General features: G+C 54.0%; 16 protein-coding genes and 1 tRNA gene. 10 read left to right on the top strand and 7 right to left on the bottom strand.

Annotation, left to right across the window (positions count from 1 at the left end):
- The first annotated feature begins 43 nt into the window (after positions 1–43).
- On the top strand, positions 44–895 hold the full coding sequence (locus ACOZIO_RS03545; RefSeq protein WP_165385153.1) for an alpha/beta fold hydrolase: 852 nt from the start codon (positions 44–46) through the stop codon (positions 893–895).
- Positions 896–899: 4 nt separating this feature from the next.
- Positions 900–1,502 carry a glutathione S-transferase gene (locus ACOZIO_RS03540; RefSeq protein ID WP_129990414.1) on the top strand — a complete coding sequence of 201 codons (603 nt, stop codon included), beginning with the start codon at positions 900–902 and terminating at the stop codon, positions 1,500–1,502.
- A 208-nt stretch (positions 1,503–1,710) separates the two neighbouring features.
- Here ACOZIO_RS03540 and ACOZIO_RS03535 read toward each other — a convergent pair whose 3' ends face one another.
- Positions 1,711–2,808, bottom strand: coding sequence for an alkene reductase (locus ACOZIO_RS03535; protein ID WP_421594935.1), 1,098 nt, complete (start codon positions 2,806–2,808; stop codon positions 1,711–1,713).
- A gap of 119 nt (positions 2,809–2,927) precedes the next feature.
- On the opposite strand from ACOZIO_RS03535, the gene ACOZIO_RS03530 reads away from it, so the two are divergent.
- Positions 2,928–3,854, top strand: coding sequence for a LysR family transcriptional regulator (locus ACOZIO_RS03530; RefSeq protein WP_129951642.1), 927 nt, complete (start codon positions 2,928–2,930; stop codon positions 3,852–3,854).
- 68 nt (positions 3,855–3,922) lie between these two features.
- On the opposite strand, the gene ACOZIO_RS03525 is transcribed toward ACOZIO_RS03530, so the two are convergent.
- Positions 3,923–3,998, bottom strand: a tRNA-Asn gene (locus ACOZIO_RS03525).
- A gap of 395 nt (positions 3,999–4,393) precedes the next feature.
- Here ACOZIO_RS03525 and ACOZIO_RS03520 point away from each other — a divergent pair.
- The 7 genes from ACOZIO_RS03520 to ACOZIO_RS03490 are packed head-to-tail and all read left to right on the top strand — an operon-like array spanning position 4,394 to position 11,493.
- Positions 4,394–5,266, top strand: coding sequence for a MurR/RpiR family transcriptional regulator (locus tag ACOZIO_RS03520; protein ID WP_129951634.1), 873 nt, complete (start codon positions 4,394–4,396; stop codon positions 5,264–5,266).
- Between the two features lie 36 nt (positions 5,267–5,302).
- Positions 5,303–5,890 (top strand): D-alanyl-D-alanine dipeptidase, encoded by a 588-nt coding sequence (ddpX, locus tag ACOZIO_RS03515; protein WP_217138359.1) that lies wholly within the window; start codon positions 5,303–5,305, stop codon positions 5,888–5,890.
- A 47-nt stretch (positions 5,891–5,937) separates the two neighbouring features.
- A complete protein-coding gene (locus tag ACOZIO_RS03510; protein ID WP_217138358.1) occupies positions 5,938–7,518 on the top strand; it encodes an ABC transporter substrate-binding protein in 1,581 nt (526 codons plus the stop codon).
- A gap of 59 nt (positions 7,519–7,577) precedes the next feature.
- The gene (locus ACOZIO_RS03505) at positions 7,578–8,594 is read left to right on the top strand and encodes an ABC transporter permease (protein WP_421594934.1); all 1,017 of its coding nucleotides are present in this window, start codon (positions 7,578–7,580) and stop codon (positions 8,592–8,594) included.
- 4 nt (positions 8,595–8,598) lie between these two features.
- Positions 8,599–9,510, top strand: coding sequence for a D,D-dipeptide ABC transporter permease (gene ddpC / locus ACOZIO_RS03500; RefSeq protein ID WP_421594933.1), 912 nt, complete (start codon positions 8,599–8,601; stop codon positions 9,508–9,510).
- 1 nt (position 9,511) lies between these two features.
- On the top strand, positions 9,512–10,540 hold the full coding sequence (locus ACOZIO_RS03495; protein WP_129951629.1) for an ABC transporter ATP-binding protein: 1,029 nt from the start codon (positions 9,512–9,514) through the stop codon (positions 10,538–10,540).
- Positions 10,540–11,493 carry an oligopeptide/dipeptide ABC transporter ATP-binding protein gene (locus ACOZIO_RS03490; protein WP_129951628.1) on the top strand — a complete coding sequence of 318 codons (954 nt, stop codon included), beginning with the start codon at positions 10,540–10,542 and terminating at the stop codon, positions 11,491–11,493. The genes ACOZIO_RS03495 and ACOZIO_RS03490 overlap by 1 nt, the downstream gene beginning before the upstream one ends.
- A 27-nt stretch (positions 11,494–11,520) precedes the next feature.
- Here the strand turns inward: ACOZIO_RS03490 and dapF are convergent, their stop codons facing one another.
- The 5 genes from dapF to ACOZIO_RS03465 form a co-directional block, all read right to left on the bottom strand.
- Positions 11,521–12,360 carry a diaminopimelate epimerase gene (gene dapF, locus ACOZIO_RS03485; protein ID WP_129951627.1) on the bottom strand — a complete coding sequence of 280 codons (840 nt, stop codon included), beginning with the start codon at positions 12,358–12,360 and terminating at the stop codon, positions 11,521–11,523.
- A gap of 647 nt (positions 12,361–13,007) precedes the next feature.
- Positions 13,008–13,934: an ROK family protein gene (locus ACOZIO_RS03480; protein WP_421594932.1), complete on the bottom strand. Its 927-nt coding sequence runs from the start codon at positions 13,932–13,934 to the stop codon at positions 13,008–13,010.
- Complete coding sequence (locus ACOZIO_RS03475) at positions 13,931–14,797, bottom strand: ABC transporter permease (RefSeq protein ID WP_129951625.1); 867 nt, start codon at positions 14,795–14,797, stop codon at positions 13,931–13,933. The genes ACOZIO_RS03480 and ACOZIO_RS03475 overlap by 4 nt, the downstream gene beginning before the upstream one ends.
- Positions 14,797–15,717 carry an ABC transporter permease gene (locus ACOZIO_RS03470; RefSeq protein ID WP_129951624.1) on the bottom strand — a complete coding sequence of 307 codons (921 nt, stop codon included), beginning with the start codon at positions 15,715–15,717 and terminating at the stop codon, positions 14,797–14,799. The genes ACOZIO_RS03475 and ACOZIO_RS03470 overlap by 1 nt, the downstream gene beginning before the upstream one ends.
- A 27-nt stretch (positions 15,718–15,744) precedes the next feature.
- The gene (locus ACOZIO_RS03465) at positions 15,745–17,289 is read right to left on the bottom strand and encodes an ABC transporter substrate-binding protein (RefSeq protein ID WP_129951623.1); all 1,545 of its coding nucleotides are present in this window, start codon (positions 17,287–17,289) and stop codon (positions 15,745–15,747) included.
- Positions 17,290–17,494 lie beyond the last annotated feature (205 nt).

Below are 17,494 nucleotides of genomic sequence, written 5' to 3'. Positions count from 1 at the left end.
TCAACGGATAGCCTGACTGAAACGAGCACAACGGAGAAAGCTTATGCCCGCTAATAATGCATTACTGAATAGCGACGTTTTGATAAAGGGTTGCCGCATTGCGACCGGGATTCATGGTTCAGGTACACCTCTGGTGCTGGTGCATGGTACTCCCGCACATTCTGTAATCTGGCAGACACTGGTTCCGGTATTTGTCGATGCGGGGTTTCGCGTTCACCTTTATGATCTGCCTGGGTTTGGCGCATCCGAGCGCCCTTTGACGGCTGATACCTCGGTTGCCTCACAGGTGAGTTTTCTGCTGAAGCTGCTTGAACACTGGCAACTCGAAAAAACGCATCTTTTTGGTCACGATATCGGCGGGGCAATTTCGCTCCGGCTGGCGTTCGACAGGCCATCCCTTCTGCAGACACTTACACTTGCAGATATTCCGAGCTACGACTCCTGGCCTTCATCCACATGGAAAGATATGCGGGATAACTATGCGGATTATGCGCGGATACCTGCCACTGAGCATTACCGCGCAATGTCCCGCCAGTTGCAGATGGCCGTTTTTAATAAGCATCTTATGACAGAGGAGCGGCTGGAAAGTTATCTCGCGCCGCTTTGCGGTGTGGTGGGCCAGGCTTCATTCTATCAGCATCAGGTTGCGCACTATAATGCCTGTTACACCGCTGATTTTGCAGAAAAACTTCCGCAACTCCGGTTACCTGTGCAGATTTTATGGGGCGCGGAAGATGAATGGCAACCCGTTGAGTATGGAAAGCGTTTGCAGCGCGATATCGTCTCTTCCACGCTGCATATCTATCAACAGGCCGGACATTTTTTAATGGAAGATGTACCCTTACCTGTCGCCGCACAGTTAATTGATTTTGTTAATCAACATAATATGAGGTAGAGCCATGATCCTGATCGGAATGCTGGATTCACCCTATGTCAGACGGGTGGCTATTTATATGAAAGTAATGGGTATTGAATTTGAACATCGACCGCTTTCGGTATTCAGCGATTTTGATGCCTTCACAAAAATTAACCCGGCAGTCAAAGTTCCAACCCTTATCACAGATGATAATCAGGTACTGATCGACTCAACACTGATCATTCATTACCTCGGAAAATATTCCACTCATTCTGCTGCACCGGCATCATCGTCCGAAGCGGAAGAATTGCGGGATCTGCATCTTACAGGATTCGCCCTGGCAGCCTGCGAGAAAGCGGTACAGCTTGTTTACGAGCAGCGTCTCAGGCCAGAAGAAAAACAGCATCAGCCCTGGGTGACTCGGGTGACTCAACAGCTTCACGGCGCATGGCAGACACTGGAGAACGGCCTGCGGGAAGGTCATCCTGATATGCTGTCCGTGGCCGGTATCAGTATCGCAGTGGCCTGGAGTTTTACAGAATTGATGCTGCCGGATACCGTGAACTGTGCGCGATATCCGGAAGTGGCCAGATTTAGATTGCTGGCCGAACAGCGACCGGAATTTTTGGCGACGCCGTTGATTTAAAGAGGGGGTGAATTCCGGCGCTCATGATTCGGTACTTTATATAAAAGAAACACTGAACGCATTAGAATCAGGCGCTTGCAAAAGGTAGCTCCATCAACATTCATTGAATACAGTTCCATCAACCGCAGCGCCTTATTAACCGTATTTTCATTTATTGGTTTAGATGAATTACGGATGCATTCCAGATGCATTGCTGTTTCAGGGAAGCTTAATCCACGTTATACGTGGGATAATCTATATAACCTCCATCTTGCCCGGTGTAGAACGTATTCTTGTCAGGAACAGCAATAGGCCAACCGTTCTTCATGCGTTTCACGAGGTCCGGATTGGCGATGAAAGGACGCCCAAATGCGATTAAGTCGGCTAAACCCTCCCTGAGTGCCAGCTCTGCACGCTCCTGTGTATAGCTGCCCGCGATGATGAGGGTTCCCTCGTAGGTTTCGCGAAACTTTGTCAGGAAACCGGCAGGAATGGCCTGCGCTCCCAGAGATTCCTGATCGCTCAAATGCACATAAGCAAGTTGGCGGCGACGCATTTCAATACCCAAAGCTAACCAGGTATCCTCCTCATCATCAAAGCCATGCATATCCTGCAGGCGGCCAAAAGGTGCAATACGGATACCTGTCCGGTGACTCCCGATGGCGGCAGAGACCGCATCCACAGTTTCCAGCGTAAATCGCAGGCGATTGGCAATATTACCGCCATAACGGTCTTTTCTGTCGTTAAGTCCACCGTTGATAAATTGCTCAAAGATGTAGCCGTTAGCAGCGTGGATCTCTATACCGTCAAATCCCGCCTCAATGGCATTTTTAGCCGCCTTGACAAAATCTTGCGTCACCCGAGGTATTTCATCCGTTGTTAATGCGCGGGGCTGGCTGTGAAATGCGCGCACAGACTGATAGTTATCCCCGTGAATGTGAGTTGTACAGCCTTCTGCAATACGCGAGACAGAACTGACCGGTGCCTGTCCATCAGGCTGGTGAGCAATGTGTGAGGAACGTCCTACGTGCCAAAGCTGAATGAATATTTTCCCGCCTTGCCCATGTACCGCCTCAGTAACCTTCTTCCACCCCTCTATCTGTTCGTCAGTATAAATTCCCGGTGTGTAAGCTTGTCCACGACCTTCCATTGAAACTGGTGAACCTTCGGAAACAATTAAACCTGCTGTGGCGCGCTGTCGATAGTAAGTGACCATACTGTCAGTGGGAACAAGGTTGTAAGCTCGCGATCGGGTCATTGGTGCCATAACAACACGATTATTAAGACTTATTTCATTCATTGTGTAGACATTCAATAATTCGCTCATTCTGTCTCCTGAAGACATTTCATGGTAAAAATGTATTGTCAGGGATCTTATCTTTATTTTAAGGCCGTGATTAGCCGGTCAAAAAGCCCCTCAGTGTTGATATAAAGGAACCAATATTTGTGACGGCACAACTCAATGGTGTACAAGAATTCACTGAAGTCGTCAGAAAAGGCAGTTTCGTCGCTGCAGCTGACGGTTTAGGCGTGACGCGTTCGGCACTCAGCAAAAGCATCAAACGTCTGGAAACACGTCTGGGGGTTCGCTTACTCAACCGCAGTACGCGCAGCCTGTCACTGACACCGGAGGGTGAGATCTATTTCAATAGCTGCAATGATGCGCTGGATATGATTTCAGATGCCGAAAACAGAATAGAGGCGGGGATAGTGGAACCTTCCGGACTGATGCGCCTGACAGTACCCGTGGCCTTTGGGCACCTTTTCATTATGCCCTTACTCAATATTATGGCCTTAAAATACCGGGCTTTGAATATCGAAGTGGATTTCAGCGATCGGGTTCGTGACCCGGCAACAGACGGCTTTGACCTGGCCCTGAGACTTGGCCCCCTGCCTGACTCAGGTGATTTGGTAGCCACCCGATTGGGCGAGCAAAGGTTTATTATTTGCGCCTCTCCGGGCTATCTGAAGCGGGCAGGCACCCCCGTGGACCTTCGTGGGCTTTCATCGCACAGCTGCATTTCAGGGTTGCCCTCAGAAGGGCAAACTTACTGGTTAATCCGGGGTAAAGAAGAGCTCGTTGTAAGGCATGTCGTTTCCTCAGCTTACCGTTTCAATAATGGCCAAGCCATGCTGGAGGCTGCTATTGCCGGATGTGGGGTGACGCAACTTCCTGACTGGTTGTGCGGTGATGCAATTAATAAGGGGCAGCTTCTTACAATTTTACCTTCATTTCAGGCACCGCCTACCCCCATTTCAGCAATATGGCCAAGGACTCATGTGGTGCTTCCTAAAGTGAGAGCCTTGATTGAAGAACTGAAAAAAGAGTTGCCGGCACTGCTAACGAGCGCGCAGCGTTCATCAACGGAGTGAATCAAAGCACGCAATATGCTAAAAACAAAAAGCCCGCTTAAGTTTCCTTAAGCGGGCTTCTCTAAATTTGGCTCCTCTGACTGGACTCGAACCAGTGACATACGGATTAACAGTCCGCCGTTCTACCGACTGAACTACAGAGGAATCGTGTGAACGGGGCGAATAATAGCGACTGCCCCGTGGCATGTCAAAGGGTTAACGAAAAAAGTTGTCTGACTGTTCTCTTAATGTTCAACCTGTTGACTATTAAGACAAAGTGGTTAAAGCCTCTGCAGTTTTTCCTCATGCTTTCGCCTTGTCATGGCTGTATTGCACTAAAAGCACTCACAAGTTGCCTGATTGTTGTGCAAGCGTTATCGATAAGTTTGGTTCCGGCCGTTCTTCAGCAAGTTTTTTGCCAGTTGCCTGCCATCACATCATCATAAATTCAGATCTTCCGCACAAATTTCATTCATTTCCCGAAACTGGCACATCCCGTGCATTGTTATTTTACTAACAACGTCTAGCTTTTTGACAATGAAGCAACAGAGGATGCACTGATGCAGCCAGCGCAGGATGTGATTGAACAAATCGAAGCCTCGTTTGCCGGACAGACGCCGACGGGCAAACGCATTGCCAGCTACCTGCTGGCAAATCTTGCACAGATCCCGTTTGAAACGGCGGACAGCATTGCGCGTAGCGCGGCGACCAGCGGCATTTCTGTCGGGCGCTATCTGCGCAGCCTGGGCTATCGTAATCTCGATCATTTCAAGCAAATGCTGCGTCTGCAAAGCGGCACATCCTATCAGCCGTGGGTGGTTACCGATCGTCTGGGTGCTTACCGCGAACGCAGCAAACAGCCGCAGCAGGAAAAGTTGCAGCAGTCGCTGACGCTCGAGCTTGGCGCCATTAATCACGTCTATCAGCTGGCGCAAACTGACAGTTTTGCGCAGATCAGCCGTCGCCTGGCTGAGGCTGAGGCGGTGTTTATTCTCGGTATCCAGTCGGTACGCGGCATTGCCAATAACTTCGCCAGTTATCTCGAATACTTGCGACCGAAAGTTTATTTCGCCGACGGACTTTCCGGCACCTATGTCGAATCCCTGAATTCGGAATTCACGCAGCCCTATCTGGTGGTGACCGATACCCGTGCATATTCGAAGATGGCGCAAACCTATTGCGAAGCTGCGTGTGAACGCGGCCTGAACGTGGCACTGATTACTGACATTTATTGCCCGTGGGCGCGCGATTATCCGGTAGATCTGTTGCAGGTGAAAACCGACACCGGCCAGTTCTGGGACTCGATGGCACCGCTCAGTTGCCTGTTCAACTTGCTGTGCTCGGCAGTACTCGAACTGCGCGGTAACGATGTTGAACAACGGCTGGCAAATAACCGGATTTTGCAAAAACAGCTCGGACAATTTGAATCGTAAATTCATTGCAACGACAGGAACGGAAAGACATTAACCATGACCATCAATAATAAAACACCTGACATCGCACTGACCGATCTGGCCGAAGTTTTGCCCGATGCGGTGATTGACCTGAAGTATGCCACCGCAGATAACCTGACCGGTCAGCCGATTTATTGTGAATCGCGTTGCCTGCTGCACCCCGATGCCGCCTCGGCTTTAGTTCGCTGCAATGAAGTGGCGAAACTGGCAGGTTTTACCCTGAAAATTTATGACGCTTACCGGCCGCAGGCGGCGCAGGCCTGTTTATGGGCGGCGTTTCCGAATCCGGATTATGTGGTGGATATCAGGCTCGGCTCGCATCACAGCCGCGGGGTGGCCGTCGATCTCACCTTGCTGGATGAGCAGGGGGAAGTCGTGGATATGGGCGCGGGTTTCGATGAAATGACGGAAGTGTCGCATCCGTTTTATCCCGATTTACCGCCACACATCCAGCGTAACCGCTTGTTGCTCAACGCCGTGATGGCAGCGGGTGGCTTTAAAGGTATCGCCAGCGAGTGGTGGCACTTTGAATTACCGGATGCCAATACGTATCCGTTGTTGGAAGAGCGGTTCGGCTGCTATCCGCCGGTTAATGCCGCGTAATCATTGCACGTCTCTTATCACTTTTTGACAGAGCCAGGAGTTCCCCGATGAGCAACACAGCAATCAAAACGTTCCGCAAAAATACGAAAACACAGGTCGCCGGTGCCATTTTTCTCGCCTTGTCAGGCTTAAGTTTTGCCACGCAGGCCGCCGTGCCGAAAGACATGCTGGTGATCGGTAAAGCAGCCGATCCGCAAACGCTGGATCCGGCGGTGACTATCGACAACAACGACTGGACGGTCACGTATCCGGCGTATCAGCGTCTGGTGCAGTATAAAACCGAAGGCGGTAAAGGCTCGACGCAGGTCGAAGGCGATCTGGCGGCAAGCTGGACGGCTTCACCGGATCAACTCGTCTGGACCTTCAAACTCAAGCCGGGTGCCAAATTTGATGACGGCACTGAAGTTAATGCCGATGCCGTGAAATGGTCATTCGATCGTCTGATGAAAATCGGCCAGGGCCCGTCGGAAGCCTTCCCGAAAGACATGACGGTCTCGGTGGTGGATCCGCTGACGGTCACGTTCACGCTCAAAACGCCGTTCGCGCCATTCCTCTACACGCTGGCGAATGACGGTGCGGGGATCGTCAATCCGGCGATTGCTAAAGCCAATCCAGCCGATGAAGGCAAGGCATGGCTGGCCGGTCATACCGCCGGTTCCGGCCCTTATAAGCTCGATCGCTGGCAGAAAGGTCAGCAACTGGTGCTGGTGCCGAACCCGTATTACAGCGGCGCAAAGCCAGCCTTCAAACGCGTGACCGTGAAAATTATCGGTGAAAGCGCTACCCGCCGTCTGCAACTTTCACGTGGGGATCTGGATATCGCTGATTCCCTGCCGGTGGACCAGTTGGCTGCGCTGAAGAAAGAAGACAAAGTCGCCGTTGAGGAATTTCCGTCGTTGCGCGTGACGTATCTGTATCTCAACAACGGCAAAGCACCGCTCAGTCAGGTGGATTTACGCCGCGCGATTTCCTCTGCCGTGGATTATCAGGGCATGGTGAAAGGTATTCTTGGCGGTAACGCTAAACAGATGCGCGGGCCCATCCCTGACGGTATGTGGGGCTTCGACCCGACGGCAAAACAATACAGTCTGGATCTGACGCAGGCCAAAGCCGACCTCGGGAAAGTCAAAGACAAGTCGCAGACGCTGGACTTCCTGTATTCCGATAACGATCCGAACTGGGAAGCTATCGCACTTTCCGTGCAGGCCAGCCTGGGTCAGGCCGGGATTAACGTGAAACTGGAAAAGCTGGCTAACGCTACCATGCGCGACCGTATCGGGCAGGGCGATTACGACATCTCAATCGGTAACTGGAGCCCGGATTTTGCCGACCCGTACATGTTTATGAACTACTGGTTTGAGTCCGACAAGAAAGGCCTGCCGGGTAACCGTTCCTTCTATTCCAATCCGCAGGTTGATGCGTTGCTGAAAAAAGCCGTGTCGGTGACCGACCAGAAACAGCGCACCGAGTACTACCAGCAGGCGCAGAAAATTGTTATCGACGAAGCGGCGTATGTGTATTTGTTCCAGAAAAACTACCAGGTGGCGATGAACAAAGACGTGAAGGGCTTTGTTTTCAACCCGATGCTCGAACAAGTGTTCAACGTTGGTCAAATGCATAAACAGTAACCGCAATATCATTCACGAAAACCCTCTCACGACCTGAAAGGGTTTTACGGGGAAAAACTATGACTTTTTGGACTCTGATCCGCCAGCGCTGCTGGGGGCTGATACTGGTGATGGCGGGGGTTTGCGTCATTACTTTTATCATCTCGCATATGATCCCTGGTGATCCGGCTCGGTTGCTGGCGGGCGATCGCGCAAGCAATGAAATGGTTGAACATATCCGTGAGCAACTGGGGCTGAATCAGCCGCTGTATGTGCAGTTTTTCCGTTACGTCAGCGACCTGCTGCACGGCGATTTGGGCACTTCAATCCGCACCGGTCGTCCGGTGCTGGAAGACCTGAAAGCCTTCTTCCCGGCGACGTTAGAACTGGCGGTCAGTGCGCTGTTTCTGGCGATTGTGCTCGGTATTCCGCTGGGTGTGCTGTCGGCAGTTTACCGTAATAAATTCCCCGATCATCTGGTGCGTTTGCTTTCGGTGCTGGGTATCTCCACGCCTGCCTTCTGGCTGGGGCTGGGTGTCATCATCCTGTTCTACGGCCATCTTAACCTGCTGCCGGGCGGCGGAAGGTTAGATGACTGGATGGATCCGCCAGCCAATATCACCGGTTTCTATGTGCTCGATTCTTTGCTGACCGGCAACCGGGAGGCTTTGTGGAACAGTCTGCAACATCTGGCGATGCCTGCGCTGACGCTGGCGTTTGTGCATATGGGGATTGTGGCGCGTCAGATCCGCTCGGCGATGCTTGAGCAACTGAATGAAGACTACATCCGTACGGCGCGTGCCAACGGGCTTTCCCGCTGGCGGGTGATCCTCAGCCACGCCTTGCCGAATGCACTGATCCCGTCCGTGACCGTGCTCGGGCTGGCGATGGGGGATTTACTCTACGGTGCGGTGCTGACGGAAACCGTTTTTGCCTGGCCGGGCATGGGGGCGTATGTCGTGAATTCGATTCAGGCGCTGGACTTCCCGGCAGTGATGGGCTTTGCGGTAGTGGTGTCGTTCGCATACGTGATCGTCAATTTGTGTGTGGATTTGCTGTATGTGTGGATCGATCCGCGCATCGGACGTGAGGGGTGAGCCAATGTCAGTGATTGAACCGGGCGTCAATAATCGTCGGGCCGATATTGTGGCACCGGATGTCAAACCGCGTTTCGCCAACTGGCGGCGCACATTCCATTTACTGAGCCGCAGCCCGCTGACGATGTTAGGGCTGGCGATCATGCTGGTCGTGCTTTTCATCATGATTTTTTCGCCGTGGCTGGTACCGTACGACCCGAATGCCATCAGCCTGACCGACAGATTGCAGGCACCTTCCGCGTTGCACTGGTTTGGTACCGATGAAGTCGGGCGGGATCTGTTCAGTCGGGTGCTGACTGGCAGCCAGCAATCCGTCGCCGCCGGGCTGGCGGTGGTCATCATTGCCGGTATGACCGGCTCGCTGCTTGGCTGCTTTTCCGGCGTGGTCGGTGGCGTGGTGGATGCGCTGATCATGCGCTGCATGGATATTATGCTGTCGGTGCCGTCGCTGGTATTAACCATGGCGCTGGCGGCCGCGCTCGGACCGAGTTTGTTTAACGCTATGCTGGCGATTGCCGTCGTGCGCATTCCGTTTTACGTGCGGCTTGCACGCGGGCAAACGCTGATGCTGCGCCATCAGGCTTATATGCAAGCTACGCGGACGTTCGGCGCGTCGCGCTGGCATCTCATTACCTGGCACGTGCTGCGCAATGTGATGCCGCCGCTGATAGTGCAGGCGTCGCTGGATATCGGCACCTCAATTCTGATGGCAGCGACATTAGGTTTTATCGGCCTTGGCGCACAGCAACCGACCGCAGAATGGGGTGCGATGGTTTCAAATGGCCGCAATTATATTCTCGATCAATGGTGGTATTCAGCTTTTCCCGGCGTGGCTATTCTGATCACGGCCACCGGTTTTAATCTGTTCGGCGACGGTCTGCGCGACCTGCTGGATCCGAAAAGCAGAGGGCGCTGAGATGACTGAACAATCCCGGACGCCGGTACTGGAAATCGACAATCTGCAACTGGTCTTTCCGGTGTACGGCGGTGAAGTGAAAGCGCTGAATCAGGTATCACTGTCGGTCAGTGCCGGAGAAATCGTCGGCGTGGTGGGTGAATCCGGCTCAGGTAAATCCGTCACGGCAATGATGGCGATGCGTTTGCTGCCGCCCGACGGCTTTACTGTCACCGGCGGTACGTTACGCATGCTCGGCACTGATGTGGTTCAGGCCACGGAAGAACAGATGCGTACCTTACGCGGCGCGCGGGTGGCGATGATCTTTCAGGAGCCGATGAATGCGCTAAATCCGACGCGTAAAATCGGCCGTCAGATGTGTGAAGTCATCTGTCTGCATCAGAAAATCAGCAAGACACAGGCATGGCAAAAAGCCGTCGGCCTGTTACAGGATATGCAGATTGCCGATGCGGAGCAGATAATGTCACGCTACCCGTTTGAGCTTTCAGGAGGGATGCGCCAGCGTGTGTTGATCGCCATGGCCTTTTCCTGCGAACCGGAGCTGATTATCGCCGACGAACCGACTACGGCGCTGGATGTCACCGTGCAGCGGCAGGTATTGCGTTTACTCCAGCGCAAAGCCCGCGCCAGCGGCACGGCGGTCTTATTTATCACGCACGATATGGCCGTCGTGTCACAGCTTTGTGACCGGGTTTATGTGATGTACGCCGGGCATGTGATCGAAAGCGGCACGACAGCGGATGTGATCGACACGCCGTCGCACCCGTATTCCATCGGTTTATTGCAGGCCGCACCTGAAAACGGTGAGCCACGCAGTCTGCTTAAAGCCATTCCCGGCACCGTGCCGAATCTGGCAAAACTGCCGCAGGGCTGCGCGTTTCGCGGGCGCTGCGATCATGCCGATGAGCATTGCATCGAGACACCGGCGCTGGCTTCACTGCCGCACTTCCCGCAGCAATCCGTGGCCTGCTGGCATCCGCAACGCCGTGCCGGTGACATCTACATCCAACGTATTGAGGAGCATTCCTGATGATTGCTGAGGCACTGGTTGAACTGCAGGACGTGCGTGTACGGTTTCCCGCAAGCTATAACTGGCGCGGTAAACCGACCGGTTATGTGCACGCGCTGAACGGGCTGGATCTCAATATTATCCGCGGCGAAACCTTAGGTATTGTCGGGGAATCCGGTTGCGGGAAAAGCACGCTGGCGCAGTTGCTGATGGGGCTGCAAAAGCCCAGCAGCGGTGAAGTGCATCGCGCACGCCATGACAATTCCTGGTTCGGCTCCGGTATGCAAATGGTGTTTCAGGATCCGCAATCGTCGCTGGACCCGCGCCTGCCGGTCTGGCGGATCATTACCGAACCGGTGTTTGTGCAAAAACACAACAGCAGCCGGGAACGCCGTGAACTGGCCGCTACGCTGGCGGAGCAGGTGGGTATCCGCAGGGAATACCTCGACCGTCTGCCGCATGAGTTTTCCGGCGGCCAGCGTCAGCGTATCTCCATTGCCCGTGCGCTGTCCTCAGAGCCGGACATCATCGTGCTGGATGAACCGACCTCGGCGCTGGATATTTCGGTGCAGGCGCAAATCCTCAATTTGCTGGTGGAACTGCAACGCCAGCGTAATCTCACCTATGTACTGATTTCTCATAACGTTTCCGTTATCCGCCATATGAGTGACCGTGTCGCCGTGATGTATCTCGGGCAAATCGTTGAACTGGGGGCGGCGGAAAACGTCCTGTCAGAGCCACAACATCCCTACACCCGTTTGTTGCTCGATTCGGTTCCCCGTGCCGGACGTCAGCTTGATGAAGGGATAGTCGATAGAAAAGGGGAATTACCGGGCAACCGCAACCTGCCAATGGGATGTTATTTCCGCGAACGTTGCCCGCTGGCCGGAGACGGTTGTCAGATGCCGCAGGATTTGGTGTGCGGTCCAAACGGCGTGGTGGCGAGGTGTCACCGGGTGATGCCCGGGCAGTAAGACCGGGAAGTTCAGCTGGTCAAAACGCTACCCCGGCATATCCCGGAAACAGTCACTATCAAGAGTCACAGTGGCGATTTTCTGCACCGGCCCGCGCATGTTGACCTGAAAATCGCCGCTGAAACGGATGGCGAGTTCACCGCCGGGCATCTGCACGGTAACCGTGTCGTCCACCAGCCCGAGCTTGCGCATTGCGCTGGCCGCCGCACAACTGCTGCTGCCGGAAGCCAGCGTATACCCCGCGCCCCGTTCCCAGATGCCGATGCGGATAGTATTGCGATCAATGACTTGCACGAACTGCACGTTGGTACGTTTCGGAAAAATCGCCAGCGTTTCAATTTCAGCACCGAGCTGCCTGACCAAATCCAGATCCAGCTTTTCCACCCGGATCACACAGTGCGGATTGCCCATCGACACCAGCGTTGCGCTGAGATTGTGCCCGCCAGCCACCAGCGGTAACGCGAGAGCTTCATCGCCTTCAACCGTTGCGGGTAACGCGGCTGGCGAGAATTTTGCCTGCCCCATATCCACAATCACCTGATGCGCATCTTCGGTGACTTCGCAGCGCACCTGTCCGCCTGAGGTATTCACCAGAAACGGTTCATGCCCCGTGCGACCAATATCAAACAGATAGCGGGCGTAAATACGCAGGCCGTTACCGCTTTTTTCGGCTTCAGAACCGTCGGGATTAATAATGCGCAGGAAGGGAATGTCAGCACCGTCGTTGTCGATCAGCAAACCGTCAGAACCTATCCCGTAATGGCGGTCGCAGATGCGCCGGATTTGCTGATGGCTGAGCAGGGCGGCGACGCTGTGATGGCAGACCAGATAATCATTACCCAGTCCGTGATAACGGTGAAAAATCATAATGATATTCCCTGCATATTTAAAATTGATGTGAACAGCTTTAATAGGAAACATTACCAAATATAGCGTGTAAGGTGAGTCCGATGTAAGTTTCGGTTTCTCAATAACGGTTATCACACGGCCTTTCGCGCCGAAACCGACCAGAGGGGAAAGGCTTTTCCCCTCTGAACTCCCCTCGCTTTTTCAAACACGTGATCCACGGGTTGGCTATGTTTCAGGTATCACTGTGACAGGCTGGAAATCTTGTCGCTGCGCGATGCCTTCACTCGGTCCTGAAGCCATAGGTCTTCAGGCCGCTCCGTTCAGCAAGATTTCTGAATCGCCTTTGGCTTTTTTAAAAGACAAAATCACAAGCAGTGAGGTTACGTCCTATAAGGTTGAGGCCGGTTCCAAAATAACGCCGGAGGGAGAGGTGTAAAGCCGCGCGTCTTTTTGCGCGGGTTGTAACCCGACGGGAGGGCACCGCGCAGCGGCGGGATTTTGCGGCAATCACCACGCTCGCTGAAACATAGCCTCCAGCGAAGCGCGCAGTAAAAGAGCCCGGGATTCTCAAGGGTGGTGGCGATAAGCCACCCTTGAGGCCGGTGTGGGTGGCAACCCACGACCTTGATTTTGATTTTGAATTTAAAAGAGGCCGGAAGGACTCATCATTCCATCCTCCCCATCACCGATGCCCCCACCAGGCCGCCGTCGGTCAGGAATTTACCCGGTATCAGCAGCGGTTCGGCGTAGTTGTGCAGTACACCGCCGCGTACTTTTACATCCAGCGCGGCGATAAGTTCAGTGGCAGACGCCAGCCCGCCACCCGCGATGATCCGCGAAGGGCCGAGGATATTGACCAGCAAGGCCAGCGGTTCGGCAACCAGTTCCAGCCAGGCGTTCACGGTCAGAGAACAGTCGGGATGCCCCTTCAGCCAGCCGGTTACAATGTCCAGACTGGTATTTTCCTGACGGTGGAAATGCTGATGCAAACGTTCCATACCGCGCGCACCGCCGAGCATATCGAGGCAGCCGGTCTGGCCGCAGCCACATTTCAGGCGCGGAATGGGGTAATTTTTGCCGTCAATCGTCAACTCCGTGCGGGTAATCGCACCGTGGCCCCATTCGCCGGTAACGCCACCGTGACCGCGTACCAGCTGGCCGTTGATGACCAGACCCCCGCCGACGCCGGTACCTAAAATAATCGCCGCCACGACGGGTTGATTTTGTGCGTTTCCTGCATGGGCTTCGGCAAGGGCAAAACAGTCGGCATCGTTGGCGGCAGTGACCGGACGGTCAAGCGCCGCGCTCAGATCTTTCGCCAGTGAATGACCGGTAAAGGCCGGAATATTGGTTGCGAGCATTTCGCCGGTTTGTGGCGAAACTAATCCTGCAGTGGAAATAGCCAGCGGCGTGCATGCCGGCAAATCAGCGCCATATCTGTCGATCAGTTGTTGTATCGCGTCGGCGAAATCCTGCCATGAGGCGACGGGTGTGGGCACTTTGCCGCATTCTTCTACTTTGCCTGAATAACGTGAAACACCAAATTTAATAAACGAACCGCCGATATCGGCGCAAAAAACGGCAGAACTCATGAGCGTGTGTCCAGTAAATCTCGCAGCCCGTCGCCAAGTACGTTAAAACCAAGCACGGTCAGCATAATGGCCAGACCCGGGAACAGCGAAAGGTAAATATTTATGCCGAGGAAGTTCCGGCCATCGCTCATCATGGTACCCCATTCCGGCATCGGCGGTTGCACACCAAGCCCCAGAAATGACAGGCTGGCGGCAGCGAGAATAACCGTACCTGCGGTCAGCGTCGATTGCACGATAATCGGCCCGATGGCATTGCGCAAAATATAATGCACGATGATGCGGTAATTTGATAAACCCAGCGCCTGCGCGGCTTCAACGTATTCCATCTGCTTTAAACCGAGCGTCAGGTTACGGCTGAGACGTGCGTATACCGGGATGGCAAACAGTGAAATCGCGATCAGCAAGTTTACCAGCCCGCCGCCGAGAATACTGACCACCAGAATGGCCAGCACGATGCCGGGGAAGGCAAACAGCATGTCCATAAACCACATAATAATCATGTCAGTATATCGCCCCGCCATACCGGCAATAATCCCCAGCGGAATGCCGATGATCATCGCCAGCCCGACGCTCAGCACCACTTCGATAATTGAAATCCTCGCACCATAAATCACCCGCGCGAAGATATCGCGGCCGTAATCATCGGTACCGAACCAGTGATCGGCACTGGGTGAAAGCAGGGTATCAATCAGGTCTTGTGCGTACGGGTCATGACGGACAATCAAGGGGGCGAACAGTCCCATCAGCACGATCAGGCTGACAATAAATCCGCCGAGGGCCACGGCAGGATGTCGCCATAACCAGCGGAAAAACCGCAGCGTGCGCGGTTTGCGACGGGGTAATTGCGTGATAACGGCAGACATCAATCAAACCTTATTTTTGGATTCAGGAAAGCGATCAGCAATTCACCGAGCAGGTTCATGACCACCACGCCGCAGACGGCGACCAGTGCCACGCCCTGAATAACCGGGTAATCACGGTAGCGTACGGAATCCACCAGCAGGCGGCCGATACCCGGCCAGTTAAAGACGGATTCGGTGACAACTGCCCCGCCAATCAGGCTGCCGAAATTGAGCGCCACGATAGTGACAATCGGGATCAATGCATTGCGGAATGCATGGCTGCAATACACAGTGGTGGCGGACAACCCTTTGGCGCGCGCGGTACGGATATAATCCTCCGACAAGACATCCAGCATGCTCGAACGCGTCATACGCGCCATGACCGCCATCGGTAAAACGGCCAGCGTGACTGAGGGAAGAATATAGCTTTTCCATGAAGTGGCACCGAGCAACGGCAGCCAGCCAAGCGTGACCGAGAAAGTGTTCATCGCCATCAGCCCCAGCCAGAAGTTGGCGACAGAGGCACCGGCAATGGCCAGTAACATTACGCCAAAATCAGGCCAGCGGTTGCGGTAAACTGCACCTATCATGCCCGCAGGAACGCCCACCGCCACTGCCAGAAAATACGCCAGCACGGCCAGCATCAGCGTATACGGCATCCGCTCAGCGATTTCCTGTGTGACCGGCTGTTGCGACTGCAACGAGACGCCGAGATTGCCTTGCAACACTTCCCCGGCAAAATGCACATATTGCGTCACCAGCGGCTGATCCAGCCCGAGGCGCACACGCATGGCATCCACCGCTTCCTGCGTCGCTTCAGGCCCGGCCATCAGACGCGCCGGATCGCCCGGCAGCGCGCGGATAGACACAAAAATCAGCATCGATACCCCGATCAGAATGATCGGGAAAGCGATGAGTTTTTTGGCAAGATAGGCTTTCATGGCGCTTTTCCACTGTAAATGCCGCGGTTATTTTTTCTGTGCATCTTTCACCACAATTTGACCACCGGGTATCATTGTGACGCCTGAAATATGCGTACCGGTAGCGTACAAATCATTCTGGTAATACAACAGAACCTGCGGTGCCTGCTGATTAATTTCTTTCTGAGCGTCAACGTAAATCGCGTTACGGGTATTTTCATCCAGCGTAGAAGCCGCTTTGTCTAACATGTCGTCCAGTTTTGCATCACTGAAGAAGCCCAGATTCGCGCCGCCCGGTGCGAAGCTTTTGCTGTAGTAAAGCGGACGAAGTTGCAGATCTGCGCCGTTCGCGCCGGAAGACCATGACGCCAGCACCGCGCCGGTGTTATCGGCCTTTTTACCCGCCTGATCGGCAAACGCGGCTTTGGTCCACACGCCGCTTTCCATAATCCGCACATCAAGTTTCACGCCGATTTTTGCCCACATGCTTTGCAGCACCTGACCGATACGCGCGTCCTGCCCTTGTACGGCAATCGACATCGTGAAACCGTCGGGTACACCGGCTTCTTTGAGTAATGCTTTGGCTTTTGCCAGATCCAACGGATACGGATCCAGCGTTTTGTCATAACCGGCGGTCACCGGTGCCAGCGGGGAATTCGCCGGTTGGGCGAAGCCCGACATAATGGCGCGCACCAGTCCGTCGCGGTCCGTGGCGTAGTTCAGTGCCTGACGCACGCGGACATCGCTCAGCGGTTTGAGGTCGGTATTCAGCGCGACCCAGAACACGGCCGCTCCCGGGCTTTCATGCAGACTGAATTTCGGATTGTTTTTCAGTACACGGGCAAATTGCGGAGGCACCGGGTTGATGACGTCGGCTTCACCGGCCTGCAACGCCATGTTCATCACCGAAGGCTCTGCGCTCCAGGTCCATTTGATGTCGTCCGGCCCGGCGGCTTTATCGCCCCAGTAGCCCGGATATTTTTCTTCCAGCACGAATTCGCCGGTTTTGTATTGCACCATTTTGTACGGACCGGTGCCGACTGCTTTGCTGTCCAGCGTGCCGGTTTTATCTGCCGCCGGACTGACCATCAGACAGGCGCCGGTGGTCAGTAAATTGAGGAAAGCCGGATAGGGTTTTTTAAGTCTGAACACCACCGTGGAGTCATCGGTTTTGGTCACGCTGTCAAGGAAGGTACGCAGACGTCCGCTGGCGGCCAGCCCGCGTTTGGTATCGAGATGACGGGCAAAGTTGGCGACGACGGCGTCGGCGTTAAACGGTGTGCCGTCGTGGAATGTGACACCGCTGCGCAGTTTGAATGTCCACACCAGACCGCTTTCATCGCTGCTCCATGACGTTGCCAGAGCCGCTTCCGGTTTGAGTTGTGGCGACATGCGCAACAGACCTTCGTACATCGGGTCGAGTACCGTGCCGGTAAACGTCGCGGTCTGGTTGCCCGGATCCATGCTACGCGGTGCTTCGTTCTGCATCACGTTCAGCGTGGCGGCAAAAACCGGCAGCGAAAGCGCGGCGAGAAGTGCGCTGCTCAGCAGCGATAACTGCACGGGACGCCGGATGTAACGGGTAATCTTCATGTTCTGCCCTCTGCGTGAAAAAGCGGATTAAATGGCTCTGATTTATTCTGCCGGTTCGGTAAAACGCCGGTTTTAATGACAGTTTGTTTTAACAAACAGATTTAACAAATAGTTCATATGAAATACTTATATCCAAACATTTAGTTTAATTTGTGAACTAATTAGCATTGATATATCCATTTCTACCGTTTAATGTCAATGCAGA

This window comes from Rahnella sp. PD4 (genome assembly GCF_049199325.1).
In the GTDB taxonomy this organism is placed as follows: Bacteria; Pseudomonadota; Gammaproteobacteria; order Enterobacterales; family Enterobacteriaceae; genus Rahnella; species Rahnella perminowiae.
Note: the sequence above shows the minus strand (reverse complement) of the source record. Positions and strands in the feature narration are given on the sequence as shown.